At 74.3% G+C, this 26,948-nt stretch carries 8 protein-coding genes and 1 pseudogene; 1 reads left to right on the forward strand and 8 read right to left on the reverse strand.

Annotation, left to right across the window (positions count from 1 at the left end; all coding sequences use genetic code 11):
• Positions 1 to 213 precede the first annotated feature (213 nt).
• Complete coding sequence (locus tag IE99_RS0119350; protein WP_051712769.1) at positions 214 to 1,275, forward strand: S1 family peptidase; 1,062 nt, start codon at positions 214 to 216, stop codon at positions 1,273 to 1,275.
• Between the two features lie 61 nt (positions 1,276 to 1,336).
• Here the strand turns inward: IE99_RS0119350 and IE99_RS0119355 are convergent, their stop codons facing one another.
• From IE99_RS0119355 to IE99_RS33460, 8 genes and pseudogenes are all read right to left on the reverse strand, one after another.
• On the reverse strand, positions 1,337 to 2,074 hold the full coding sequence (locus IE99_RS0119355) for a thioesterase II family protein (RefSeq protein ID WP_030172466.1): 738 nt from the start codon (positions 2,072 to 2,074) through the stop codon (positions 1,337 to 1,339).
• Positions 2,071 to 2,691, reverse strand: coding sequence for a GNAT family N-acetyltransferase (locus tag IE99_RS0119360; protein ID WP_030172469.1), 621 nt, complete (start codon positions 2,689 to 2,691; stop codon positions 2,071 to 2,073). Before IE99_RS0119360 ends, IE99_RS0119355 begins: the two co-directional genes overlap by 4 nt.
• Before the next feature lie 46 nt (positions 2,692 to 2,737).
• Complete coding sequence (locus IE99_RS0119365) at positions 2,738 to 2,947, reverse strand: MbtH family protein (RefSeq protein WP_030172472.1); 210 nt, start codon at positions 2,945 to 2,947, stop codon at positions 2,738 to 2,740.
• A 12-nt stretch (positions 2,948 to 2,959) separates the two neighbouring features.
• Positions 2,960 to 6,862, reverse strand: coding sequence for a non-ribosomal peptide synthetase (locus IE99_RS31315; protein ID WP_084219649.1), 3,903 nt, complete (start codon positions 6,860 to 6,862; stop codon positions 2,960 to 2,962).
• Positions 6,847 to 8,610 carry a condensation domain-containing protein gene (locus IE99_RS33150; protein ID WP_245623273.1) on the reverse strand — a complete coding sequence of 588 codons (1,764 nt, stop codon included), beginning with the start codon at positions 8,608 to 8,610 and terminating at the stop codon, positions 6,847 to 6,849. Before IE99_RS33150 ends, IE99_RS31315 begins: the two co-directional genes overlap by 16 nt.
• A pseudogene (locus tag IE99_RS29425) lies at positions 8,603 to 14,434 on the reverse strand (amino acid adenylation domain-containing protein); the annotation flags it as partial. The pseudogene IE99_RS29425 and the gene IE99_RS33150, both read right to left, overlap by 8 nt.
• Positions 14,419 to 16,083, reverse strand: a complete 1,665-nt coding sequence (locus IE99_RS33455) for a condensation domain-containing protein (protein WP_342666231.1) — start codon at positions 16,081 to 16,083, stop codon at positions 14,419 to 14,421. The pseudogene IE99_RS29425 and the gene IE99_RS33455, both read right to left, overlap by 16 nt.
• Positions 15,984 to 26,915 (reverse strand): non-ribosomal peptide synthetase, encoded by a 10,932-nt coding sequence (locus tag IE99_RS33460; RefSeq protein WP_051712775.1) that lies wholly within the window; start codon positions 26,913 to 26,915, stop codon positions 15,984 to 15,986. Before IE99_RS33460 ends, IE99_RS33455 begins: the two co-directional genes overlap by 100 nt.
• Between the last annotated feature and the right edge of the window lie 33 nt (positions 26,916 to 26,948).

Raw genomic sequence — 26,948 nt, forward strand, 5'->3', positions numbered from 1 at the left:
CCCCCGCCTGATCCCGACTGTACGTGCGGAACGGCGCGCCGGGGAGGCCCACCGTGACTCCCGGCTTGACCACGGGCCATGCCCCCGGGTGACAACGAGGCCGCCCGGAATTAGGCACCTTATGTGTCTTTCGCCCGACTTGCCGGTCTTACACCATGGCGTTCACCTCCGGCGCACCACCAGGGTGCGCCAGACCCCCCGCTGGAGGCAGACGTGCAGAACCGCCGCAGACGCATCGCCGTCACCGTCACCACGGCCACCGCCGCCCTGACGGCCGCCACCCTCGCCACCGCTCCCGCCGCTCCCGCCGCTCCCACGGCGCCGGTGGCCGCCGCCCCGGCGGCGGCCGGCGAGGCCGCGACCGCCCTCGCGCAGCGGCTCGGCTCCCGGACCGCCGGCGCCTACCTGCAGGACGGCAGGCTGGTCGTCACGGTCACCACCGCACAGGCCGCGCAGGCCGTCCGCGCCGCGGGCGCCGTGCCGAAGACCGTCGCGCGCAGCGGCGCCGACCTGCAGAAGGTCATGGCGGCGCTCAAGCGCGACGCGACCGTGCCCGGCACCGCGTGGGCCGTGGACCCGGCCGCCAACCAGGTGGTGCTCACCATGGACGGCACGGTCAAGGGCTCCCGGCTCGGGAAGGTCAGGGCGGCCGCCGCCAAGCACGGCGCCGCCGTCCGCACCGAGAAGGTCGCCGGGGCCTTCCGCACCTTCACCCTCGGCGGCGAGGCCATCCGCACCGGCGGCTCGCGCTGCTCCCTGGGCTTCAACGTCCGCAGCGGCAGCACGTACTACTTCGTCACCGCCGGGCACTGCACCAACATCGGCACGACGTGGACGGACAGCTCCGGGCGCACCCTCGGCCGGACCTACGCCAGCAGCTTCCCCGGCAACGACTACGGGGTCGTGCGGTACACCTCGACGCCCGCCGACACTCGCGGCGCCGTCAGCCTCTACGGCTCCGGCACCCGCGACATCACCGCCGCCGGGAACGCCACCGTCGGGCAGACCGTGTACCGCAGCGGCAGCACCACCGGCCTGCGCAGCGGCCGGGTCACCGCGCTCAACCAGACGGTGAACTACGCCGAGGGCTCCGTGAGCGGGCTGATCCGCACCACCGTGTGCGCCCAGCCCGGCGACAGCGGCGGCTCGCTGTTCGCCGGATCCACCGCGCTCGGGCTGACCTCGGGCGGCAGCGGCAACTGCACCACGGGCGGGACGACGTTCTTCCAGCCCGTCACCGAGGTGCTCTCCCGCTACGGCCTGAGCGTCTACTGATCGATCCCCCGCGCCGGCGGGCCGTCCCCATCCGGATCCCGTGGGGACGGCCCGTCCGGGCTCAGCCGGCGGCGGGGACCTCCAGGGTCCGCTGGACCTCGGAGACGACGTCCCGCTGCCGGTCGTTCAGGTAGAAGTGGCCGCCCGGGAGGACCTTCAGGGCGAACCGGCCCTCGGTGTGCTCCGCCCAGCCCCGGGCCTGCTCCTCGGTGACGTGGGAGTCGCTGTCGCCGATGATCGTGGTGAGTGGGGCGGTGAGCCGCGTGCCCGGCCGGAACGCGTACCCCTCGATCAGCGCGAAGTCGTTGCGGACGTACGGCAGGACCAGCTCCCGGAGCTCCGGGTCCCGGAGGGCCTCCGCGTCGGTGCCGCCGAGCTTCACCATCTCGGCGACGACGCCGTCGTCGTCCTTGTCCGAGACGCGGTCGTTCCCCCGGTCGTGCGGGGGGCGGGCGCCGGACGCGAACACGTGCAGCGGCGCGCTCCCCCGCTCCTGCAGCAGCCGCGCGACCTCGTAGGCGAGGACGGCGCCCATGCTGTGCCCGAACAGCGCGGCGGGCCGGTCCATCAGCGGCGCCATCGCGCCGGCGATCAGCCGGGCGAGCTGGTGCGGGTCGGTGACGAACGCGTCCGCCATCCGGTCGGCGCGGCCCGGGTACTGGACGGCGTGCACCTCGACGGCCGGGCTGATCTCCTTCGCCCACGACCGGTAGAACACGGCGGAGCCGCCCGCGTGCGGGAAGCAGAACAGCCGCAGCGAAGCGAACGGGCGGTTCTCCGCGCAGCGGAACCAGGTCATGAGATCAACTCCTCTTCCTCCGCGGGGCGGCGCGCCACGCGGGGGTCGTGCGGCAGCGGCCAGGGGGCGAGCCGGGGGTCGGGGACGCGTTTCGGCCCGGTGGTCTCCGCCGCGACCTTGAAGCCGCGGCGCCGGTAGTTCGCCATCGCGCTCGGATGGTCGAGGGTGCTGGTGCGCAGCCAGACGCGGGTGGCGGGACCGCTGCCGGTCGCCCACAGCTCGCCGCGCTGCCACGCCCGCCGCACGCACTGCTCGACGAGGTAGCCGCCGTAGCCGCGGCCGACGAACGCGGGGGTGAGGCCGACGAGGTGGATCTCGGTGTCGCCGCCGGGCTGGGCCTCCAGCTCGAAGAACCCCGCGATCGTGCCCTCCGCCATCGCGATCCACGTGCTCAGCTCGGGCCGCTCCACCCAGGCCCGCCAGTCGCCGTGCGTCCAGGTGAAGCGGTCGGTCCAGCAGACGGGGGCGCCGACGGCGGCGTAGAGGGCGCGGCTGACGTCGGCGGAGGGCACCCCCGCGAGGGTGAACGTCATCTCGACGCCGGGCAGCGGCGAGGGACGCAGGTCCGCGACGTCCAGCATCTCCATCGCCCACTCGGTGACCGACGGGACCTCCATGACCTCCCCGGGACCGGGACCCGCCGGGGGCGGCGCCCAGTCGCCCTCAGGCACCCATCGCCTCGATCAGGCTCTTCGGCCGCATGTCCGTCCAGTTCGCCTCGATGTAGTCGAGGCACGCCTGGCGGGTGTCCTCGGCCTTGGCGACCGTCCAGCCGGCGGGGACCTCGGCGAACGACGGCCACAGCGAGTGCTGGTTCTCGTCGTTGACGAGGACGACGTAGGTGCCGTCGGGGTCTTCGAACGGGTTGCTCATTTCTGCGCCCTTTCAGGAGTTGTGCATCTTGTCGAGCTTGGCGGCGAGCACGGCGCCCATCTCGGCGGCCGGGCCCGGCTCCATGAGGAGGTGGTGGTCGACGTCGAGGGGGTAGTCCTCGACGTCGCCGCCGACGAGCGGCCCCCAGTTGGACAGGCCGGTCGGGGAGTCGCCGGTCCGCCCCTGGAGGGCGGTGAAGAAGACGATGTCGCCGTCGAACCGTCCGGGACGGTACTCCTCCGCCTGCCGCAGGCCGTTCTCGTAGTTGCGGTAGACGTTGACGAGGTCGTCCTCGCCGAGGGTGGCGAGGGCGTCGCCGCGGTCGGCGAGCACCGCCATGATCTGCCGCATGTCGGGGTTGCCGTCGGCGGCGACCATGTTCGCGTCGATGCCGATGGCCTCCAGCAGCTCGGGGAGGATCTCGCGGCGCTCGGACTCGAGGTCCTGCCCGTGGTAGGCGTCGATGAGGGCGAGGAGCCCCACGCGCTCACCGGCGGCCCGGAGCCGGACGGCCATCTCGTAGGCGACGAGCCCGCCGAGCGACCAGCCCGCGAGGTGGTACGGCCCCCGCGGCCGGACGGCGCGGATCTGCGCCAGGTAGTCCTCCGCCATTTCCTCGACGGACCCGGGCAGCTCCGACCGCGTGAACGCGCGCGCCTGGAGACCGTAGATCGGCTGGTCGGCGGGCAGGTGCCGCTGGAACTGGAGGTAGCCCCAGGAGAGCCCGCCGGCCGGGTGGACGAAGAACAGCGGCGGGCGGGCGCCGGTCGTCCGGATGGGCAGCAGGACCTCGAAGCCGAGCCGGTCCTCGGGCTCGCCGACGCGGGTGAGGGCCTCGACGGTCTGGTGCGTGAACACGTCGCGGGGGGTCAGCTCGATCCCGGCCTGCCGGGCGCGGGTGACGAGCTTCAGCGCGGTGATGCTGTCGCCGCCGAGATCGAAGAAGCTGACGTCGGCGCCGACGCGGTCGAGGTCGAGGACGTCCGCGACGATCGCGCACAGCGCCTCCTCCTCGGGCGTGGCGGGGGCGCGTCCGGCGGCGGCGTCGCCGTAGTCGGGGGCGGGCAGCGCGCGCCGGTCGAGCTTGCCGTTCGGGCCGACCGGGAACGTGTCGAGCCGGACGAACGCGGCGGGCACCATGTACTCGGGCAGCCGGTCGGCGACGTGCTTCTTGAGGCCGTCGATGGACGGGGCGACGACGTAGGCGACCAGCCGCTTGACGCCGGGGGCGTCCTCGCGGGCGACGACGGCGACGTTCGCGACGCCCGGGTGCGCCGCGATGGCCGCCTCGATCTCGCCCAGCTCGATCCGGAACCCCCGCACCTTGACCTGGAAGTCGGCGCGGTCGACGTATTCGAGGACGCCGTCCGGGCGGTGCCGGACGAGGTCGCCCGTCCGGTACATGCGGGATCCGGGCGGGCCGAACGGGTCGGGGACGTACCGTTCGGCGGTGAGGGACGGGCGCCGCAGGTAGCCGCGGCCGAGCCCGGCGCCCGCGAGGTACGCCTCGCCGACGACTCCCGGCGGGACGGGCTTCAGCCCCGGGTCGAGGACGTACACCCGCCGGTCGTCGATGGGCGGGCCGAGCAGGGCGGACGTCTCGGCGGGGTCGCCGAGCGGCGCCCGCTGGCTCCCGATCGTCGTGTACGTGGTGGCCTCGGTCGGGCCGTAGACGTTGCCGACCTCGGTGTCCGGGCAGGCCGCGAGGACCTTCCGGATCGCGGACGGCGACCCGGCCTCACCGCCCGTCAGGACCTCGCGGAGCCCCGCGAACGCCTGCGGGCGCTCGTCCGCGACGAGGTTGAACAGCGTGGTGGTGAGGAACAGGCCGGTGAGGTCCTCGGCCGTGACGAGCGACTCGATGGCCTCGCCGCTCAGGTGGCCGGGCGGCGCGACGACGGCGGTGCCGCCGTGCAGCAGCGGCGTCCAGATCTCGTAGACGTGCGCGTCGAACGCGTGCGGCGAGTGGACGAGGACGCGGTCGTGGGCGCCGCCGCGCAGCCGCCCGTCGGTGGCGAGGCTCAGCGCGTCCCGGTGCCGGAGCATGACGCCCTTCGGCACGCCCGTGGAGCCGGACGTGAACAGCACGCAGGCAAGCCGCTCGGGATGCTCGGGAACGCCCGGATCCGTGGCGGGACCGGCGGCGATCTCCGGGTCGGCGTCCACGTTCAGGACGGTGGCCGCCGAGTCGAGGCCGGCGACGCGGTCGAGCGTCGGGCCGTCGACCAGCAGGACGGGCGCGGCGACCTCGGCGACCGCCCACGCCGTCCGCTCCGCCGGGTAGCCGTGGTGGATCGGCGCGTACGCCCCGCCCGCCTTCAGGATCGCGAGAGACGCGACGATCATTTCGGCGGAGCGCTCCAGCAGCACCGCGACGGGCGTCTCGCGGCGGACCCCGAGCCCGATCAGGCGGTGGGCGAGGCGGTTCGCGCGCTCGTCCAGCTCCCGGTAGGTGAGGGACTCCCCCGCCGCCCGCACCGCGACGGCGTCCGGCGCGGCGGCGACCTGCGCGGCGAACGCGCCGGTGAGGGTGCCGGGCCGGCGGGACGTGACCGGCCCCTGCCAGGCGCGCAGGACGAGGTCGCGCTCGTCGCCGTCCAGGACGTCGATGCGGCCGAGCGGCAGGTTCGGGTGGTGCGCGATCGCCTCCAGGATCCGGACGAACCGCCGCATCAGCCGCTCCGCCGCGTCCTGCGTGTAGAGGTCGGTGCGGTAGTCGACGCGGAACGACAGCTCCCGGCCGGGCACGGCGGCGAACGTCAGGGGGTAGTGCGAGGCGTCGTAGCCGTCGACGCCGTGGAGGGTGAGGCCGCCGAGGTCGGTGCCCGCCGCGTCCGGGTCGAACGGGTAGTTCTCCAGGACGGTCATCGTGTCGAACAGCGTGCCGGTGCCGGTGAGCCGCTGGATGTCGGCGAGGCCGAGGTGGTGGTGCGGCATCAGCGCGGCCTGCTCGTCCTGCAGCCGGGTGAGGGCGTCCGCGACGGTGTCGCAGGGCCGGACCCGGACCCGGACCGGCAGCGTGTTGATGAACAGGCCGATCATCTCCTCGACCCCGGCCAGCTCGGGCGGGCGGCCGGACACGGCGGCGCCGAACACCACGTCGGCGGAGCCGGTGAGGCGGCCGAGCAGCGCGCCCCAGCCGAGCTGGAGGACGGTGTTGAGGGTGACGCCCTGCGCGCGGGCGCGGGCGCCGAGCGCGGCGGTGAGGTCGGCGTCCAGGCGGGTCCGGACGCGGCCGGGCGGCTCGGCGCCGGGGTCGCCCGCGCCGGGCGCGACGAGGGTCGGCTCATGGACGCCGTCGAGGGCGCGGCGCCACGCGTCCTCGGCGGCGGCGCGGTCCTGCCCGGCGATCCACGCGAGGTAGTTCTTGTAGGGCGTGACGCGCGGCATGCCGGTGTCGTCGCCCTTCGCCAGGTACAGGGCGAACAGCTCGGTCTGGAGGACGGGCATGGACCAGCCGTCGAGCAGGATGTGGTGATTGGTGAACACCATCCGGTGCAGGCCGTCCGCCAGCCTGATCAGCGTGTAGCGGAGCAGCGGCGGCTTCGCCATGTCGAACGGGCGGGCCCGCTCCTCGTCCGCGATCCCCTTCGCCTCCGCCTCCCGCCCGGCGTCCGGCAGGTGCGAGAGGTCGACGTCCCGCCACGGGAGCCGGACGTTCCGGTGCACGATCTGGACGGGCGAGCCCTCCTTGCGCTGCCGGAACCCGGCCCGCAGGTTGGCGTGCCGGCGCAGCAGCGTCGCGGCGGCGGCGCGCAGCGCGTCCACGTCGAGGGGCCCGCGCAGGTCGAACACGATCTGCGCGGTGTAGACGTCGCCGCCGGAGTCGTACAGCGCGTGGAAGAACAGGCCCTGCTGCAACGGGGACAGCGGCAGGATGTCCTCAAGCTGCGACGTGCTCAATCCAGCTCCCATTCGCCGTCGAGCTCGGCGGCGAGCTCGTCGATCTCGTCCTGGTCGACCTCCACGAGGGAGAGGTCGGAGGGGGTGAACCCGCCGACCGGCCCGTCGGCGGCGCCGGCGACGTGCGCGACGAGGCCGCGCAGCGCCGCGAACCAGCGGCCGGCGAGGTCGCGGATCTCCGCCTCGCCGAACAGGCCGCCCGCGTACGTCCAGGTCGCGGACAGCTCGGGGCCGCCCGGCAGGTCGCGGGTGTGCGCGTTGACCTCGATGGCGTGGACGAGGCCGAGCGCGCCGTCCTGGCCGCCGCCGAGCGCGTCGGAGTCGGCCTGGCCCGCGGGCCCCCAGTCGGTCGCCTCGGGCGCGGTGGACCGGCCGAGGTAGTTGAACGCGATCTGCGGGTGCGGGCGGCCCGCGAGGCGCGCCCCGGTCGCCGGGTTGAGGTGGCGCAGCAGCCCGAACCCGATGCCGTTGTCGGGCAGGTCCCGGAGCTGCTCCTTGACCCGCTTCAGCGCGGTCCCGACGGCCTGGCCGCCCTCCCGCACGTCGGACGGCTCGACCCAGCCCGCGTCCAGCCGCACCGGGAAGATCGACGTGAACCAGCCGGCGGTCCGGGACAGGTCGACGCCCGGCACGACCTCCTCGCGGCCGTGCCCCTCCAGGTCGATGAGGACGGCCGTGTCGTCGGACGTGCCCCGCTCGCGCCGCCATTCGGCGACCGCGAGGGCGAGGCCGGTGAGCAGCACGTCGTTCGCGCGGCCGTGGAACGCGGCGGGCACGTCGGCGAGCAGCGGCCCGGTGACGTCGGCGGGCAGGTCGAGGGTGAGGTGCCGGGCGGTGCCGAACGTGTCGGCGGCCGGGTCGAGGGGCCGCTCGCCGAGGACGGGGTCCGGGGTGGCGAGGACGTCCTCCCAGAGCGGGAGCTCCTTCGTCCGGGACGGGTCCGACGCCTCGGCGGCGAGGCGCTGCGCCCACCGGCGGAACGACGTCGGGACGGGCTCGAGGTCTCCCCCGGCCCAGGCCGTGACCAGGTCGGGCAGGATGATCCGCCACGACACGCCGTCCACGACGAGGTGGTGGAGGGTCAGGAGCAGGCGGCCGGACGCGTCCGGGCCGGCGTCGAACCAGACGAGCTGCGCCATCGTCCCGGCGGCCGGGTCGAGGCGCCGGCGGGCGGCCGGCGCCTCGTCGCGGAGCACGGCGCGCAGGGCGCCGCCGTCCAGTCCCGCGACGTCGACGCGGCGGACGAGCGGCGCCGCGTCCACCGTGCCGGGCTCGGTGACCTCGAAGTCCTGACCGAGCACCCTCAGGCGCAGCATGTCGTGGTGGTCGAGGACGGTCTGGAGCGCGGCGGCGATCCGGTCCGTGCCGAGGTCCGGCGGGACCTGGAGCAGCATCCGCTGGCTGTAGTCGGCGACCGGGCCGGTCAGCTCCTGGAACCAGCGCATGATCGGAGTGGCGGGGACGCGGCCGACGCCGGCGCCGGGCGCCTCCCGCTCGACCTGCTCGCCCTCGCCGACCGGGCGGGCGGCGGCGGCCAGCTCCTCGACGGTCTGGTGCTGGAACACCTCGCGGGGCGTGATGACCAGGCCGGACTGGCGGGCGCGCGACACCAGCTGGATAGCGATGATCGAGTCGCCGCCGAGGTCGAAGAAACCGTCGTCGACGCCGACCCGCTCCAGGTTGAGGACCTCGGCCGACGAACCGGCGCAGCTCGGCGGAGTCGGTGCCGGAGCCGACGACGTAGGCGACGAGGCGGTCATCGCGGACGATCACCGCTGCGTCCGACACGGCCTCGTGCCGGACGAGCGCGGCCTCGATCTCGCCGAGCTCGATCCGGAACCCGCGCAGCTGCACCTGCTGGTCGGCGCGCCCGAGGTACTCCAGGGAGCCGTCGCGGCGCCAGCGTCCGAGGTCGCCCGTCCGGTACATGCGGGTGCCGGGTTTGCCGTGCGGGTCGGCGACGAACCGCTCGGCCGACAGCCCGGGACGGTTCAGGTAGCCGCGCGCCAGGCCCGCGCCCGCCACGTACAGCTCGCCGACCACGCCGGGCGGGACGGGCTGGAGCCGGTCGTCCAGGACGTAGACGCGCAGGTCGGGGATGCCGGTGCCGATGATGCTTCCGGGCGCGGTCGCCGCGTAGACCTGGTCGAGGGCGATGTAGGAGACGTGGACGGTCGTCTCGGTGATCCCGTACATGTTGACCAGCGTCGGCGCGTCCTCGGCATGCCGGGAGTACCAGTCCTCAAGCCGGCCCAGCTCCAGGGCCTCACCACCGAACACGACGTACCGAAGAGCCAGATCACGGCCGGGATCGTCCTTGTCGGCCGCCATCAGCTGGTAGAACGCCGACGGCGTCTGGTTCAGGACGGTGACCTTCTCGGTTTCGAGAAGGTCCAGGAAATCGGCGGGGGTGCGCGAGGTCAGGTACGGGACGACGACGAGCCGGCCGCCGTACAGGAGCGGCCCCCACAGTTCCCAGACCGAGAAGTCGAAGGCGTAGGAGTGGAACAGGGTCCAGACGTCGTCCGGGCCGAAGTGGAACCACTCCTCCGTGGAACGGAGCAGACGCACGACGTTCTGATGCGGGATCACCACACCCTTCGGGCGACCCGTCGAACCCGACGTGTAGATGACGTACGCGGGGTTGTCGGGTGAGATGGCGACACCGAGGTCGGTGTCGTCGTAGCCGTCGGCGTCGATGTCCTCCGGCCCCAAGGTCAGGACGGGCTCGGCGTCCTCCACCATGTACGCGATCCGATCAGCCGGATAATCCGGATCGATCGGAACATACGCCGCACCCGCTTTCAACACCGCCAGAATCGCCACGACCAGCTCCGCCGAACGCGGCAACGCCAACGCCACGAACTGCTCAGGACCCACACCCCGCTCCACCAGGCGACGCGCCAGACGATTCGCCTTGGCGTTCACCTCCCCGTACGTCCACGACACACCCTCGAACACCACCGCCACCGCACCCGGACGCACCGCCGCCTGCGCCTCGAACAGCGCCGGGATCGTGGTGCGCTCGGCGACCTCGCTCCGGCCGCCGGCCCACTTGCGCAGGAGGGTGCGGCGCTCGGAGCGCTCCAGGATCTCGGCGGTGCCGATGGGCGCGTCCGGGTCGGCGAGCAGATCGCGGACGATCCGCTCGAACCGGTCCGCGATCGCGACGGCGGTGTCGGGCTCGAACAGGTCGAGGGCGTATTCGAGCCCGGCCTCGATCCCGGCGGGGGCGCCGTCCTCGCCGTGCCGTTCCTCCAGGTAGAGCGACAGGTCGTACTTGGCGGTGACGGCGGCCAAGGGTTCGGCGCCCCCGCTCAGGCCGTCCATCTCCAGGCGGGCCTCGGGGTTGTTCTGGAACGACAGGACGACCTGGAAAAGCGGGTGCCGGGCCATCGACCGGGCCGGGTTGAGGATCTCCACGAGCCGCTCGAACGGCAGGTCCTGGTGTCCGTAGGCGGCGAGGTCGGCGTCCTTGACCCGCGCGATCAGGTCGCGGAACGACGGGTCGCCGGACGTGTCGGTCCGCAGGACGAGCATGTTCACGAACATCCCGACGAGGTCGTCGAGGGCCTCGTCGGTGCGGCCCGCGATCGGCGACCCGATCGGCACGTCCGTCCCGGCGCCGAGCCGGGTGAGCAGGGCCGCGTAGGCGGCCTGCATGACCATGAAGAGGCTGGCGCCGCTCTCCCGGGCGAGGGCGAGCAGGCCGGCGTGCAGCTCGGCGTCCAGCTCGAACGCGTGGGTGCGGCCCCGGTAGGTCGCCTCCGCCGGGCGCGGCCGGTCCGCCGGCAGCCGCAACTCCTCCGGCAGCCCCGCGAGCGCCTCCCGCCAGTAGGCGATCTGCCGCGAGATCAGGCTGTCCGGGTCGTCCTCCGAACCGAACAGGTCGCGCTGCCAGAGCGTGTAGTCGATGTACTGGACGGGCAGCGGCGCCCATTCCGGCGCGCGCCCCTCGGCGCGCGCGGCGTAGGCGAGGATGACGTCGCGGGCGAGCGGCGCCATCGACCAGCCGTCCGCCGCGATGTGGTGCAGGACGAGCGCGAGGACGTGGGTCCCGTCGCCGAGCGCGAACAGCATCGCGCGCAGCGGCGGCTCCACCGACAGGTCGAACCCGCGTCCGGCCTCGGCCGCGAGCGCCATCGGCAGCCCGGCCTCGTCGATCTCGACGATGTCGAGGCGGGGCCGGGCGGCGGCCGGGTCCAGGACGAGCTGCCGGGCGCTGCCCGAGCCGTCCGGGAAGATCGTGCGGAGCGTCTCGTGCCGGGCGACGACGTCGGCGAGCGCGTCGCGCAGCGCGTCCCCGTCGAGGGCGCCGTCGAGGCGCAGCGCGATCGGCATGTTGAACGTGGCCGACCGGCCCTCGAGCCGGTTGAGGAACCAGAGCCGCTGCTGCGCGTACGACAGCGGCACGACCTCGGGGCGCTCGGCGCGCACCAGCGGCGGCCGGGCGGTGCCGGACGCCGCCGCGAGCCGCTCCGCGAGCCCGGCGGGCGTCGGCGCCTCGAACAGGGCGCGGACCGGCAGCTCGGCGCCGAGCGTGGAGCGGATCTTGCTGACCAGCCGGGTCGCGGTGAGCGAGTCGCCGCCGAGCTCGAAGAACCCGTCGTCGACGCCGACCCGCGCGACGCCGAGGATCTCGGCGAACAGCCCGCACAGGATCTCCTCCTGAGGCGTGCGCGGCGCCCGGCTGACGGACGCGGCGCCGCCGTCGGGGGCGGGCAGCGCGGCGCGGTCCAGCTTCCCGTTCACGGTCAGCGGCAGCGCGTCCAGGACGGTGAACGACGGGACCATGTAGTCGGGCAGCCGCTCCGCGACGTGCCGGCGCAGCGCGGCGACGTCGAGGGCCGTGCCGGTGACGTAGGCGGCGAGGCGCCTGTCGCCCGGCCGGTCCTCGCGCACGACCACGGCGGCCTGCGCGACGCCCGCGAAGCCCGCCACGACCGACTCGACCTCGCCGGGCTCGACCCGGTAGCCGCGGATCTTGACCTGGTCGTCGGCGCGGCCGAGGTACTCGATCGTGCCGCCGGGCAGCCACCGGGCGAGGTCGCCGGTCCGGTACATGCGGTCGCCCGGGGCGCCGAACGGGTCGGCGACGAACCGCTCGGCGGTCAGGCCGGGCCGCTCGAAGTAGCCGCGCGCGAGCTGGACGCCCGCGAGGTACAGCTCGCCGGGGACGCCGACCGGGGCGGGCTGGAGCGCCGCGTCCAGCACGTAGGCGCGGGTGTTGCGGTAGGGGGCGCCGATCGACGGCCGTCCGGCGTCCGCCACGACCTGGTTCATCGTGTCGATCGTCGACTCGGTCGGCCCGTAGAAGTTGCGGGTCTCCAGGCCGGGGGCGAGGGCGCGCAGCTCGTCCCAGAGGGCCTCGCCGACGGCCTCGCCGCCGAGCAGGAGCTGCGAGGGCCGGTGGTCACCGGTGAGCAGGCCGGCCTCGCGCAGGGACGCGAAGTGCGACGGGGTGGTGTTGACGAGGTCGATCCTCTCGCGCGCCACGTACGCGGCGTACGCCTCGACGTCGCGGCGGGTGCCGTCGTCGATGAGGTGCAGCTCGTGGCCGTCCATCATCCACAGCAGGCCCATCCAGGACGTGTCGAACGAGAACGACGCGAGGTGCGCGAACCGCATGCGGCGCCCGCCGGCCGCCTCGACGGCCGGGACGAAGAACGCCTCGCGGTGCGCCGCGTAGTAGTTCAGCAGGCCCGTGTGCGCAACGGTGACGCCCTTGGGCCGCCCGGTCGAGCCGGACGTGTAGATCAGGTAGGCGGCGTTGCCGGAGCGCAGCGGCCGGACCCGCTCAGCGTCGGACGGATCGTGCGACGGCCGCCCCGCGCAGTCCGGCGGCGTCTCCCTGATCGTCAGCGCCGGACGGCAGTCGTCCAGCATGTAGGCGACGCGGTCGGCCGGGTACTCCGGATCGACCGGGACGTACGCGGCGCCCGCCTTCTGTACGCCGAGGATCGCCACGACGAGGTCGGGCGTGCGGGGCAGGACGAGCGCGACGCGGTCCTCGGCGCCGATGCCCCGCGCGATCAGCTCGTGCGCGAGCCGGTTGGCGCGCTCGTTCAGCTCCCGGTAGGTCAGCGCCGTGCCGCCGCACACGAGGGCGACGTCGTCGGGGGTGCGGGCGGCCTGGCGCTCGAACAGCTCCGGGAGCGTCCCGGACGGGAGGCCGGCGGCGGTGTCGTTCCAGCCGTCCAGGAGCGCCCGCTCCTCGTCCGAGGCGAGGGCGAGCGCCCCGACGAGCTGCTCGGAGTCCTCCGCGAACGCCTCCAGGAAGCGGCGGACGCGGGCCAGCAGCGCCTCGACGACGTCCCGCTCGAACACGTCCGGCCGGAAGTGCAGCCGCAGCGACAGCGTGTCGCCGGGCGCGGCGACGAACGACAGCGGGAAGTGGGTGGCGTCGTAGGAGTCGGCGGCGGCGATCCGCACGCCGTTGAGCGACCCGTCCATGGAGGCCGGGTCGAACGGGTAGTTCTCCAGCACCGTCATCGTGTCGAACAGGACGCCGGTTCCGGTGAGCCGCTGGATGTCGGTGAGGCCCAGGTGGTGGTGGGCGAGCAGTTCGGCCTGCTCCTCCTGGAGCCGCTCCAGCAGCGACGCGAGGGACTCGTCCTGCCGGTACCGGACGCGGATCGGCAGGGTGTTGATGAACAGGCCGATCATCTGCTCGATGCCGGGCAGCTCCGGCGGGCGGCCGGACACGGTGGCGCCGAACACGACGTCGCCCGTTCCGAGGAAGCGCCCGAGGACCAGGCCCCACGCGCCCTGCAGGACGGTGGACAGCGTCACGCCGTGCCGCCGCGCGGCGCGGGTCAGGCGGCGGCTGGTCCTCTCGTCCAGCTCCGTGACGGTGCGTTCCGGCGGGCGCGGCGCGCGGGCGGCGGCCTCCGGCGCGACCAGGCTCGGGCCGGTGACGCCGTCGAGGGCGCGGCGCCACGCCTCCTCGGCGGCGGCGCGGTCCTGCTTCGCGAGCCACGCCAGGTAGTTCTTGTACGGGGTGACGCGCGGGAACCCGGCGTCGTCGCCGCCCTGCACGTACAGCAGGAACAGCTCGGTCGCGAGGATCGGCGTCGACCAGCCGTCCAGCAGGATGTGGTGGTTGGTGAAGATCAGCCGGTGCCGGTCACGGCCCGTCCTGACCAGGACGAACCGCAGCAGCGGCGGCGACATCATGTCGAAGCCGCGCGCCCGCTCCCGCGCGACGATCGCGTCGGCCTCGGCGGCCGTCGCGGCCTCGGTCTCCTCCCACGGCAGCTCGACCGCACGCGGGACGACCTGCACCGGACGCGACAGGTCCTCGTGCCAGAACGCGGCGCGCAGGTTGGAGTGCCGGCGCAGCAGCGTCGCGGCGGCCGCCTTCAGCGCGCCGGCGTCCAGCGGCCCTTCCAGGTCGAGGACGAACTGCGCCGTGTAGACATCTCCGCTGGCCGCGCTCGCTCGCTCACTCGTTCCTCGGTCCGCCGCCCGCCGCTCCGGCGTATCGTCGGAATCGAACAGCGCGTGGAAGAAGAAGCCCTGCTGCAGCGGAGAAAGCGGCAGGATGTCCTCGAGGTCACCCCGGTTCACTATTTGGCCCTCCACGCGCTCTGCAGCTTGTCGATCTCGCTCTGGTCCAGGTCGACGAGAAGGTCGGACGGGGTGAACCCGCCGCCGGACCCGTCCGCCGCGACATGCGCGACCAGGCCGCGCAGCGCCGTGAACCAGCCCTCCGCCAGCTCCCGGACGGCGTCCTCGTCCAGCAGGCCGCCGGGCCACGTCCAGGTGGCGGACAGCTCCGGCCCGCCCGGCAGATCCCGGGTGATCGCGTTGATCTCCAGGACGTGCGCGACCGGCATCCGCGGGTCCTCCCCGGGGGGCGGCTCCTCCGGAGCGATCGACCAGTCGCCGCCCTCGTCGCCGGGCGCGACCCGGCCGAGGTAGTTGAACGCGATCTGCGCGGCCGGGAGGCCGGCCAGCTCCTGCGCCGCGTCCTCGTCCAGGTGGCGGAGCAGGCCGTAGCCGATGCCCTCGGGGGTGGCGCGCAGCTGCTCCTTCACCTTCTTGACGGCGGTGCCGACGACGGGGCCGCCGTCCCGGACCTCGGTCCAGTCGGCGCCGCCCGCGTCGAGGCGCACCGGGTGGATGGTGGTGAACCAGCCGACGGTGCGCGACAGGTCGGCACCGGGGACGGTGTCTTCGCGGCCGTGGCCCTCGAGGTCGATGAGCACGTCGGTGCCGCGCCCGCCCGCGCCCCGGCGGCGGCGCCACTGCGGGACCGCGAGGGCGAGGCCGGTGAGCAGGACGTCGTTCGCGCGGCCGTGGAACGCGGCGGGCACGTCGGCGAGCAGCGGCCCGGTGACGTCGGCGGGCAGCGTGACCGTCACCGACCGGGCGCGCTCCGCGAGGTCCGTGCCCGGGTCGAGGGCGCGGTCGGCGAGCGGCTGCGGCCTGCCGTCGGCGATGTCCAGCCAGTCCTCCAGGACGTCCTCGCCGGGGACGGCGGTGGTGAGGCGCTGCGCCCAGCGGCGGAACGAGGTCGGGACGGGCTCGAGGTCTCCCCCGGCCCAGGCCGTGACCAGGTCGGGCAGGACGATCCGCCACGACACGCCGTCCACGACGAGGTGGTGGAGGACGACCAGCAGGCGGCCCTGCTCGGCGCCCGCGTCGAACCAGACGAGCTGCGCCACCGTCCCCGCTCGCGGGTCGAGGCGGTCGCGGGCCGCCGTCGCCTGCTCGGTGATCACCGAGGCGAGCTTGTCGGCGTCCAGCCCGGCGACGTCGACGCGGGTGACGAGGTCGGCGGCGTCGACCGCGCCGGCCGGCCGGACGACGGGCTGCCAGCGATCATCACCGACGTCCAGGCGCAGGCGCAGCATGTCGTGGTGGTCGAGGACGGTCCGCAGGGCGTCCGCCAGCCGCTCCACGCCCAGGGCGGGCGGGGTGCGGAGCAGCATCGACTGGTGGAAGCCCGCGATACGGGACGCGTCGCCGCCCACCCGGTCGCGCAGCCACGCCACGATCGGGGTGACCGGCACCGGGCCGATCCCCGCGCCGGGCGCCTCCCGCTCGAGCTGCTCGCCCTCGCCGACCGGCTGTGCGATCGCGGCCAGCTCCGCCACCGTCTGGTGCTGGAACACCTCGCGCGGCGAGATCACCAGGCCGGACCGGCGGGCGCGCGACACCAGCTGGATAGCGATGATCGAGTCGCCGCCGAGGTCGAAGAAACCGTCGTCGACGCCGACCCGCTCCAGGTTGAGGACCTCGGGCGGCGCAGCTCGGCGGAGTCGGTGCCGGAGCCGACGACGTAGGCGACGAGGCGGTCGTCCCGGACGATCACCGCGGCGTCGGCGACCGCCTCATGGCGCGTCAGGGCCGCCTCGATCTCGCCCAGCTCGATCCGGAACCCGCGCAGCTGAACCTGCTGGTCGCTGCGGCCCAGGTACTCAAGGCGACCGTCGGTCAGCCAGCGGCCGACGTCGCCGGTCCGATACATGCGGGTGCCGGGGGCGCCGAACGGGTCGGCGACGAACCGCTCGGCCGACAGCCCGGGACGGTTCAGGTAGCCGCGAGCCAGGCCCGCGCCCGCGACGTAGATCTCGCCGACGACGCCCGGTGCTACCGGCTGGAGGCGGTCGTCCAGGACGTAGAGGCGCAGGTCTGGGATTCCCGTGCCGACGACGCTGCCGGGAGCGGTCGCGGCATAGGCACGGTCGAGCGCGATGTAGGAGACGTGAACCGTTGTCTCGGTGATCCCGTACATGTTGACGAGCGTCGGAGCGTTCTCGGCGTGACGGGAGTACCAGTCCTCAAGCCGGCCCAGCTCCAGGGCCTCACCACCGAACACGACATAACGCAACGCCAGATCGCGTCCCGGATCGTCCTTGTCGGCCGCCATCAACTGATAGAACGCCGACGGCGTCTGGTTCAGGACCGTGACCTTCTCGGCTTCGAGGAGGCTCAAGAACTCTGCGGGGGTGCGCGAGGTCAGGTACGGGACGACGACAAGGCGGCCACCGTACAGCAGCGGCCCCCACAGCTCCCACACCGAGAAGTCGAACGCATAGGAGTGGAACAGCGTCCACACGTCGTCCGGGCCGAAACCGAACCACTCCTCCGTCGAGCGGAGCAGCCGCACCACGTTCTGATGCGGGACCACCACACCCTTGGGACGACCCGTCGAACCGGAGGTATAGATCACGTACGCCGGGTTGTCCGGCGAGATCTCCACATCCAGGTTCGTATCGTCGTAGCCGTCGGCGTCGATGTCCTCCGGACCCAGCGTCAGGATGGGCTCGGCGTCCTCGACCATGTACGCGATCCGGTCCGCCGGGTAGTCGGGGTCGATCGGAACGTACGCCGCGCCCGCCTTCAGGACGGCGATGATCGCCACGACCAGCTCGGCCGAACGCGGAAGAGCGAGCGCGACGAACTGCTCAGGGCCAACACCACGCTCGACCAGACGACGCGCCAGACGATTCGCCTTGGCGTTCACCTCCGCATACGTCCACGACACACCCTCGAACGACACCGCCACCGCACCCGGGCGCACCGCCGCCTGCGCCTCGAACAGCGCCGGGATCGTGGTGCGGTCGACGGGCGCGGCCTCGCCCCCGGCCCAGTCGCCGAGGATGACCGTGCGCTCCGCCTCGCCGAGGACGTCGGCCGCGCCGATGGGGGCGTCCGGCTCGGCGAGGAGGGCGGTGAGGAGGCGCTCGAACCGGGCGACGAGCGTCCGGGCGGTGGACGGGTCGTACAGGTCGAGGGCGTACTCCAGCTCGCCGTCGAGACCGCCGTCCCGCTCGGTGAGGATCATCAGCAGGTCGAAGCGGGACACGCCGGCGTGCAGCGGCTCCACCTCGGCGCTGAACCCGGGCATCTCCAGCCGCGCCTCGGGGTTGTTCTGGAACGTCAGGCCGACCTGGAACAGCGGGTGCCGGGCCAGGTGGCGCGGCGGGTTGAGGACCTCGACCAGCCGCTCGAACGGCACGTCCTGGTGCGCGTACGCGGCGAGGTCGGTCTCCCTGACGCGGGCGACGAGGTCGCGGAAGGCCGGGTCGCCGGACGTGTCGGTCCGGAACACCAGCATGTTGACGAACATGCCGACGAGGTCGTCGAGGGCCTCGTCGGTGCGACCCGCGATCGGCGACCCGATCGGCACGTCCGTCCCCGCGCCGAGCCGCGTCAGCAGGGCGGCGAACGCGGCCTGCGCGACCATGAACGGGCTCGCGCCGGTCTCGCGGGCGAGGGCGAGCAACGCGTCGTGGACCTCGGGGCCGAGGCGGAAGCGCTCCGTCCCGCCCCGGTAGGTCGCCTCCGCCGGGCGCGGCCGGTCCGCCGGCAGCCGCAGCTCCTCCGGCAGCCCCGCGAGCGCCTCCCGCCAGTAGGCGATCTGACGGGAGATCAGGCTGTCCGGGTCGTCCTCCGAACCGAACAGGTCCTGCTGCCAGAGCGTGTAGTCGATGTACTGGACGGGCAGCGGCGCCCACTGCGGCCCGGCCCCGGCCGCGCGGGCCGCGTAGGCGGTGATGACGTCGCGGGCGAGCGGCGCCATCGACCAGCCGTCGCCGCCGACGTGGTGCATCAGCAGCAGCGCGACGTGCTCCTCGGGGGCGACCCGGAACAGGTGGGTGCGCAGCGGCGGCTCGGCGGAGATGTCGAAGGCGTACCCGGCGGCCATGGCGAGCCGCGTCGGCAGCTCCGCCTCGGTCGTCTCGACGACCTCCAGCTCGGGGCGGGCCGCGGCCGGGTCCAGGACGAGCTGGCGGGGCGTCCCGTCGTGGTCGGGCAGGACCGTGCGGAGCGTCTCGTGCCGCGCGACGACGTCGCCGATCGCGGCGCGCAGCGCGTCCTCGTCGAGGGCGCCGCGGATCCGCAGCGCGGTCGGCATGTTGTAGGTCGCGGACGGCCCCTCGAATCGGCCGAGGAACCACAGCCGCTGCTGCGCGTACGACGGCGGTACGACGGCGGGCCGCTCGCGCGGCTCCAGCGCCGGGCGGGCCGCGCCCTCCTGCGCGCCGAGGAGCGCGGCGAGCCCGGCGACGGTCGGGGCCTCGAACAGGGCGCGGACGGGCAGCTCCACGTCCAGGGCGCGGCGGACGCGGCTGACGACCCGCATCGCGATGAGCGAGTTGCCGCCGAGCGCGAAGAAGTCGTCGTCGGCGCCGACGCGCGACACGCCGAGCAGGTCGGCGAAGACGGCGGCGACGGCCTCCTCGCAGGGGCCGGACGGCGCCCGGTACGCGGTCGCCGGGGCGATCGCCAGATCGGGCTTCGGCAGCGCCCTGGTGTCGACCTTGCCGTTCGGGGTGAGCGGCATCTCGTCCAGGACGACGACGGCGGCGGGCACCATCGACTCGGGCAGGTTCGCCCGGACGTGCGCCCGCAGCTCCTCCGGGTCGACGGCCCGGCCGGGCGCGGCGACGACGTAGGCGACGAGCCGCTTGACCGCCGGTTCCGCCACCGGGGCGGCGGACGGGCGCAGTCCCTCGGCGCCCGGCAGGTCGAGCCCGCCGACCGTGACGGCCGCGCCGGACGCGACGGCGGCTTCGAGCGTGCGCCGGAACCACCCGGCGAGCTTCGCCGCGGTGGCCGGGTCGAACAGGTCGAGCGCGAACTCCAGGGTGCCGGCGAGGGCGCCGGTCCCGTCGCGGGCCTCCTCCAGCATGAACTCGAGGTCGAACTTCGACACCCCGGCGTCCACCGGCTCGACGGCGACGTTCAGGCCGGGCAGCTCGACGCTCGCCTCGGGGTTGTTCTGCAAGGTCAGCATGACCTGGAACAGCGGATGCCGGGACAGCGACCGCACCGGGTTCAGGACCTCGACGAGCCGCTCGAACGGCACGTCCTGGTGGGCGTAGGCGGCGAGGTCGGTCTCCCGGACGCGGGCCAGCAGCTCCGCGAACGAGGGGTCGCCGGAGGTGTCGGTCCGCAGCACGAGCGTGTTGACGAACACGCCCACGAGGTCGTCGAGGGCCTCGTCGGTGCGGCCCGCGATCGGCGACCCGATCGGCACGTCCGTCCCGGCGCCGAGGCGGGTGAGCAGCGCGGCGAGCGCCGCCTGCAGCACCATGAACAGGCTGACCTGGTGGTCGCGGGCGAGGTCGCGCAGCGCCTCCGCGAGGTCCGCCGGGACCTCGAACGCGACCTGGGCGCCCCGGTAGGACGCCCGCTCGGGACGCGGCCGGTCGGTGGGCAGCGCGATCGCGTCGGGCAGCCCGGCGAGGGCGTCCCGCCAGTACGCGATCTGGCGGGCGGCGAGGCTCGTCCCGTCCGCCTCGGAGCCGAGGAGGCCGCGCTGCCAGAGCGCGTAGTCGGCGTACTGGACGGTCAGCGGCTCCCAGTCGGGGGCGCCGCCGTCGCGCCGCGCGAGGTAGGCGGTGATGACGTCGCGGGCGAGCGGCGCCATCGACCAGCCGTCGCCGGCGATGTGGTGCAGGACGAGGAGCAGCAGGTGCTCGTCCTCGCCCAGCCGGTACAGGTGCGCGCGGACGGGCGGCTCGGCGGCGAGGTCGAAGCCGCGCGTCGCGTCCGCGAACAGGGCCTCGCGCAGGTCGCCGGCGACCTCGCCGATCGTGAACGGCGGCTCGGCGTCCGCCGCGTCCAGGACGATCTGGTGCGGTTCGCCGTCGGCGTCGCCGAACAGCGTCCGCAGCGACTCGTGGCGGGCGACGACGTCGCGGAGCGCGGCGCGCATCGCGTCGTAGTCGAGGGCGCCGGTGAGCCGCAGCGGGATCGGCATGTTGTAGGTCGCCGTCGCGCCTTCGAGGCGGTTCAGGAACCACAGCCGCTCCTGCGCGTACGACACCGGCAGCGGCTCCGGGCGCGGCGCGGGCCGCAGCGCGGGCCGCGCCGCCTCCGCCGAGGCGGCGATGTGCGCGGCGAGCCCGGCGACGGTCGGGGCCTCGAACAGCGCCCGGACGGGCAGTTCCACGCCCAGCGCGGCGCGGGCGCGCGCCACGACCCGGGTGCCCTTCAGCGAGTCGCCGCCGAGGTCGAAGAAGCCGTCGTCGATCCCGACGCGGGGCAGGCCGAGGACGTCCGCGACGATGCCGCAGAGGATCTCCTCACGGGCGTCGCGGGGGCCGCGCGCGGTGAGGGCGGCGGCGAAGTCCGGCTCGGGCAGCGCGGACCGGTCCAGCTTGCCGTTCGGGTTCAGCGGGAACGCGTCCAGCACGACGATCGCGGACGGCACCATGTAGTCCGGCAGCGACGTCGCGACGAACGCGCGCAGCGCGGCGGCGTCCACCGGACCGCCGACGACGTAGCCGACCAGGGCGGTGTCGCCCGCCGCGTCCCTGCGCGCCACGACGACGCTCTGCGAGACGTCCGGGTGCGCGGCGAGCGCGGTCTCGATCTCGCCGAGCTCGATCCGGAAGCCGCGCACCTTGACCTGGTGGTCGAGGCGGCCGAGGTACTCGATGTGCCCGGCCCGGTTCCAGCGGACGAGGTCGCCCGTCCGGTACATGCGCTCGCCGGGCCCGCCGAACGGGCACGCGACGAACCGGTCGGCCGACAGCGACGGGCGGCGCAGGTAGCCGCGCGCGAGCCCGTCGCCCGCCACGTACAGCTCGCCCGGAACCCCGACCGGGACCGGCTGCAGCCTCTCGTCCAGCACGTACGCGCGGGTGTTGGCCATCGGGCGGCCGATCGGCGCGAACCCGTCGGTGTTGCCGTCGTCGTACCAGCCCGTCACGAAGACCGTGGCCTCGGTCGGGCCGTAGATGTTGGAGATCCGCGCGTCCGGCAGCAGCGCGCGGGCGTCCCGGACGAGCTGCGGCGGCAGCGCCTCGCCGCCGAACGCGACGTCCCGCGCGTCCAGCCGGAGGCCCCCGCGCTGCAGCAGCACCGCGAACGCCGACGGGACGCCGCTGATCAGCGAGCCCTGCCAGCCGCCGCGCTCGGCGACCTCCAGCAGGTCCCGGACGACCTCGATCTCGCCGCCGACCGTCAGCGGCACCAGCCACTCGAACACCGACACGTCGAAGTTCAGCGACGTGGAGAACAGGACGCGGGTCATCCGCTCCAGGCCGTAGCTCGCCATCGCCTCGGCGCAGAAGTCGACCACGTTCGCGTGCGAGATGACGACGCCCTTGGGGCGGCCCGTCGACCCCGACGTGTAGATCACGTACGCCGGGTTCGCGGGCCGCAGCGGGCGGACGCGGTCGGCGTCGGTGAGGTTCCCGTCCGGCGCGCCGTCCAGGGAGAGGGCGTCCAGCTCGACGCGGGGCGTGCCGCCGGGCAGGTCGGCGCCGCTCGTGGTGATGACGCAGGCGGGGGCCGCGTCGTCCAGCATGTAGGCGATGCGGTCGGCCGGGTAGGCGAGGTCGATCGGCTGGTACGCCGCGCCCGCCTTCAGCACGGCCAGCGCCGCGACGATCAGGTTCCCGTCGCGCGGGAGGGCCAGCGCGACGAAGTCCTCGGCGCCGACGCCGCGCGCGACGAGGTGCCGGGCGAGCCGGTTCGCGCGCGCGTTCAGCGCCGCGTAGGTGAGCTCGGCCTCGCCCGCGATGACGGCGGTCGCGTCGGGCGTCCGGGCCGCCTGGACCTCGAACAGGTCCGGGACGGTCGCGGACGGCGTGGGCAGCGCCGTCGCGTTCCACTCCTCCAGCAGGAGGGCGCGCTCCGCGCCGTCGAGCAGGTCGACCGTGCCGATGGGCCGGTTCGGGTCGTCGGCGACCTGCGTCAGGAACCGCTCCAGCCGCGCCGACATCGCCGCGGCGGTCTCCGCGTCGAACAGGTCGAGCGCGTACTCCAGCTTGCAGGCGATCCCGGCCGGGCCGCCGCCGGCGTCCCGGCGCTCGTCCACGAGCAGCGCCAGGTCGAAGCGGGACGTGCCCGGGTCGACCGGCTCCACCGCCACCGTCAGGCCGGGCAGCTCCACGCGCGCCGACGGGTCGTTCTGCACGGAGATCATCACCTGGAACAGCGGGTGCCGCGCCATCGACCGCTGCGGGTTCAGGACCTCGACCAGCCGCTCGAACGGGACGTCCTGGTTCGCGAACGCCGCGAGGTCGGTGCGGCGCACGCGGGCCAGCAGCTCCGCGAACGCCGGGTCGCCGGAGGTGTCGGTGCGGAGCACCAGCGTGTTGACGAACACGCCGACGAGGTCGTTCACCGCCTCGTCCGCGCGGCCCGCGACCGGGGACCCGATCGGGATGTCGGTGCCCGCGCCGAGCCGCGTGAACAGCCCGGCCAGCGCGGCCTGCAGCACCATGAACAGGCTGGCGTCGTGGCGGCGGGCCAGCGCGGTCAGCGCGGCGTGCAGCTCCGGCGACAGGGTGAAGGAGTGCTGCGCGCCCCGGTACGTCGCGCGGGCGGGCCGGGGCCGGTCGGCGGGCAGCCCCAGCTCCTCCGGCAGCCCCGCGAGCGCGTCGCGCCAGTACGCGATCTGCCGGGCGAGGACGCTGCCCGGGTCGTCCTCGTCGCCGAGGACGTCCCGCTGCCAGATCGCGTAGTCGGCGTACTGGACGGGCAGCGGCGCCCACTCCGGCGCGCGGCCCTCGGCGCGGGCGGCGTAGGCGGTGATGAGGTCGGTCGCGAGCGGCTCCATCGACCAGCCGTCGCCGGCGATGTGGTGCAGGACGAGGAGCAGGAGGTGGTCGTCCTCCGCGACGCGGAAGACGTGCGCGCGGACCGGCAGGTCGGTGGCGAGGTCGAAGCCGCGGGTCGCCGCCTCGAACACGGCCTCGTGCAGGCGGTCCGGGCCGCGGTCGGACACCTCGGGTTCGGCGGCGGCCTCGTCCGGCGCCAGGATCCGCTGGTACGGCTCGCCCTCGATCTCGGTGAACACCGTCCGGAGCGACTCGTGGCGGGCGAGCATGTCGCGCATCGCGGCGCGGACGGCGTCCAGGTCGAGCTTCCCGGTCAGCCGCAGCGGGATCGGGATGTGGTAGGTCGCGGAGGGGCCCTCGAGGTCCTGGATGAACCAGAGGCGCCGCTGCGCGTACGAGACCGGGACCGGGTCGGGACGCTCGGCCGGGACGAGCGGGGGCGGCGCGTCCCGCCCGGCGCTCTCCTCGATGAGGCCGGCGAGGGCGGCCACGGTCGGCGCCTCGAACAGGGCGCGGACGGAGAGGTCCACGCCGAGCGCGGCGCGCGCCCGGGACACGACGCGGGTCGCCTTCAGCGAGTCGCCGCCGAGGTCGAAGAAGCCGTCGTCGACGCCGACCCGCTCCACGCCGAGCACCTCGGCGAACACCGCGCAGAGCAGCTCCTCGCGGGCGTCGCGGGGCGCTCGGCTCTCCGCCGACGCGGCGAAGTCGGGGGCGGGCAGCGCGGCCCGGTCCAGCTTGCCGTTCGGGTTCAGCGGCATCGCGTCCAGCACGACGACCGCGACCGGGACCATGTACTCGGGCAGGGACGCGCCGGCGAACCGCTTCAGCTCGGCCGGGTCGACGCCCTCCCCCACGGCGTAGCCGACCAGGACGGTGTCGCCGGCCGCGTCGCGGCGGGCCACCACGACGCTCTGCGACACGGCCGGGTGCGCGTCCAGGACGGTCTCGATCTCGCCGAGCTCGATCCGGAAGCCGCGCACCTTGACCTGGTGGTCGAGGCGGCCGAGGTACTCGATCCGCCCCTCGGGGCTCCAGCGGACGAGGTCGCCCGTCCGGTACATGCGCTCGCCCGGCGCCCCGAACGGGCACGCCGTGAACCGGTCGGCGGACAGGCCCGGCCGGTTCAGGTAGCCGCGCGCCAGGCCGCTCCCCGCGAGGTACAGCTCGCCCGGGACGCCCGGCGGGACGGGCTTGAGCGCCGCGTCCAGCACGTACGCGCGGGTGTTGGCGATGGGGCCGCCGATGGGCGCGTGCCCCGCCGCGTTCCCGTCGTCGTACCAGGCGGTGGCGTAGACGGTGGCCTCGGTGGGGCCGTAGATGTTGGAGATCCGGGCGTCCGGCAGCAGGGCGCGCAGGTCCCGGACGAGCTGCGCGGGCAGCGCCTCGCCCGCGAGGACGACGTCGCCCGCCGCGAGGTCGAGCCGGCCGGTCGCCAGCAGCGCCGCCATCGCCGACGGGACGCCGCTGATCAGCGAGCCCCGCCGGCCTCCGCGCTCCGCGACGTCCAGGAGGTCCCGGACGACCTCGACGCGTCCGCCGAGGGTGAGGGGGGTCAGCCACTCGAACACCGACACGTCGAAGTTCAGCGACGTGGAGAACAGGACGTCGGCGAGGCGCTCGGGGCCGAAGTCCTCGCGCGCCCACGCGCACAGGTCGACCGCGTTCGCGTGCGAGACGACGACGCCCTTGGGGCGGCCCGTCGAACCCGACGTGTAGATGACGTACGCCGCGTTCCCCGGGGTGAGGGGGCGGACGCGCTCGGCGTCGGTGACGTCACCGCCGGGCAGGCCGTCCAGGACGAGGGCGTCGAGCTCGATCCGGGGGACATCGCCGGGGAGGCCGGACCCGGTGGTCGTGATGACGCAGGCGGGCTTCGCGTCCTCCAGCATGAACGCGATGCGGTCGGCCGGGTAGGCGAGGTCGATCGGCTGGTACGCCGCGCCCGCCTTCAGCACGGCCAGCGCCGCGACGATCAGGTTCTCGTCGCGCGGGAGGGCCAGCGCGACGAAGTCCTCGGCGCCGACGCCCCGTGCGATGAGGTGCCGGGCGAGCCGGTTCGCGCGCGCGTTCAGCTCGCGGTAGGCCAGCACGGCGTCCCCGTGCGCGACGGCGGGCGCGTCGGGCGTGCGGGCGGCCTGCGCCTCGACCAGCTCCGGGACGACGGCGGGCGCGACCGGGCGCGCCGTGTCGTTCCACGCGTCCAGGACGAGGGCGCGCTCCGCGTCGTCCAGCAGGTCGACCTCGCGGAGCGGCGTCGCCGGGTCCACCTCGCCCAGCGCGCGCAGGAACCGGATGTACCGCTCCTGGTGCGCGGCTACCTCCGCCTCGCCGTACAGGTCGGGGTGCGCGTCGAAGTCGACGCGCATGCCGGTGCCGTCGAAGTTGTCGTAGATGTTGATCGACAGGTCGTCGATCGGACCGGTCGTGATCGCGTGCATCCGCGCCGGCAGCCCCGCGAAGTCGAGCCGGTAGTCGAACGCCATGATGTTGATGACCGGCCCGTGCAGCCGGCGGCGCTCGCCCAGCAGCTTCAGGTCCCGCAGCAGGTCCTCGCGGCGGTACCGCTGGTGCCGCAGCGCCCGCGCGCTGGCCCGGGTCACCGTGCGGACCAGCTCCTCCACCGTCATGTCCGGGCCGACCCGGACGCGCAGCGGCAGGACCGTCGCCAGCATCGCCGGGGTCTCCCGCGCGATCTCCGACGTGCGGCCGGACACGGCGAGGCCGAGGATGACGTCCTCGGTGCCCGTCATCCGCGCCACGTAGGCGGCCGTCGCGGCGATCGCGAGGCCCTGCGTGGCGGTGCGCAGCCGGCGGGCGCCGGCCGCGAGCGCGGCGGTCCCGTCCGGCGGGATGACGGTGATGCGGGTCAGGTAGTCGGCGGTCGGCTCCGCCATCTCGTCCGACAGGCTGACCGCGACGGGCCGGTCGGCGAACCGCTCCGTCCAGTACGCGCGGTCCCGCTCGAACCTCTCCGACTCCCGGTAGGCGATCTCCTCCGCGAGGACCCGCCGGTAGTCGCCCAGCTCCGCGGGCTCGTACGCGCCGCCGTTGGCGAGGGACGTGTAGATCTCCGCGGCGCGGCGGCTGACCAGCGAGCCGCTGTAGGCGTCCTGGGCCACGTGGTGCACGCGGATGAACCACCAGTGCAGCTCCCGGCCGAGCCGCAGCAGCATGGTGTCGTAGAGGCGCTCGCCGTCCAGCGGGAGGGGCGCCTTCATCCGCGCGTCCATCCACGCCTGCGCCGCGGCGCGCGGGTCGGGCTCGGCGGAGAGGTCCAGCAGCGGGATCGTGGCCGTCGCGTCCGGGTCGAGGATCTGGTGCGGAATTCCGTCGCGCTCCACCAGCCGGGCGTTCATGGCCAGTCCCTCATGCGCCGCGATTCGCGCGACCCGGTCGAACAGACCGTGGTCGAAAACACCCTCGAACTCGATGTACTGCGCAATATGGATCGGCGTCTGCGGGGCCAGCTGCTGCGCGTACCAGACGCTCTGCTGAGCGGCCGAAAGAGGAACGCACTCGGAGGACGACATCAAGCGGTTACTTTCCCGGTCGGAGGGGTTTAG

The sequence above is a fragment of the Spirillospora albida genome, assembly GCF_000718255.1.
Taxonomy (GTDB): domain Bacteria; phylum Actinomycetota; class Actinomycetes; order Streptosporangiales; family Streptosporangiaceae; genus Spirillospora; species Spirillospora albida.

Coding starts and splice junctions, on each gene's coding strand:
- IE99_RS0119360 (WP_030172469.1), bottom strand. CDS start 2,691: ATGGAGGTCCCGTCGGTCACCGAGTGGGCGATGGAGATGCTGGACGTC.
- IE99_RS33460 (WP_051712775.1), bottom strand. CDS start 26,915: ATGTCGTCCTCCGAGTGCGTTCCTCTTTCGGCCGCTCAGCAGAGCGTC.
- IE99_RS0119355 (WP_030172466.1), bottom strand. CDS start 2,074: ATGACCTGGTTCCGCTGCGCGGAGAACCGCCCGTTCGCTTCGCTGCGG.
- IE99_RS0119365 (WP_030172472.1), bottom strand. CDS start 2,947: ATGAGCAACCCGTTCGAAGACCCCGACGGCACCTACGTCGTCCTCGTC.
- IE99_RS31315 (WP_084219649.1), bottom strand. CDS start 6,862: ATGGGAGCTGGATTGAGCACGTCGCAGCTTGAGGACATCCTGCCGCTG.
- IE99_RS33150 (WP_245623273.1), bottom strand. CDS start 8,610: ATGACCGCCTCGTCGCCTACGTCGTCGGCTCCGGCACCGACTCCGCCG.